This window comes from Rhodococcus sp. 077-4 (genome assembly GCF_047782425.1).
Classification (GTDB): Bacteria; Actinomycetota; Actinomycetes; order Mycobacteriales; family Mycobacteriaceae; genus Rhodococcoides.
In genome coordinates, this window is record NZ_JAJPWC010000015.1 from 1 (window position 1) to 798 (window position 798).

Sequence of the window (798 nt, forward strand, 5' to 3'; positions counted from 1 at the left end):
GATACGCCCTATTCGGACTCGCTTTCGCTACGGCTACCCCACACGGGTTAACCTCGCGACATGCCACTAACTCGCAGGCTCATTCTTCAAAAGGCACGCCATCACCAGCAACAGTAAACTGTTCACCAGCTTTGACGGATTGTAAGCGCACGGTTTCAGGTACTATTTCACTCCCCTCCCGGGGTACTTTTCACCTTTCCCTCACGGTACTAGTCCGCTATCGGTCACCAGGGAGTATTCAGGCTTATCGGGTGGTCCCGACAGATTCACAGCAGATTTCACGGGCCCGCTGCTACTTGGGTATCCACAACAACAGTTGCAGTGTTTTCGTCTACGGGACTCTCACCCTCTACGACAGGCCGTTCCAGACCACTTCGACTAACACCACAATTTCTCACTGTCGGCCGATCCGGCAGAATCGACAATGCAAACCCCACAACCCTCCATACGCAACCCCTGCCGGGTATCACACGCACAAAGTTTGGCCTCATCCGCTTTCGCTCGCCACTACTCACGGAATCACTATTGTTTTCTCTTCCTGTGGGTACTGAGATGTTTCACTTCCCCACGTTCCCTCCACACACCCTATATATTCAGATGCGGGTAACACGACATCACTCGTGCTGGGTTTCCCCATTCGGACACCCTCGGATCACAGCTCGGTTGACAGCTCCCCGAGGCTTATCGCAGCCTCCTACGTCCTTCATCGGCTCCTGGTGCCAAGGCATCCACCGTACGCTCTTCATTACTTACAACAAAGATGCTCGCGTCCACTGTGCAATTCTCAAACAACACACA

General features: G+C 53.5%; 1 rRNA gene. It reads right to left on the bottom strand.

What is annotated here, in order from left to right:
* Positions 1-755, bottom strand: a 23S ribosomal RNA gene (locus ACNEOT_RS25380); the annotation flags it as partial.
* Positions 756-798 lie beyond the last annotated feature (43 nt).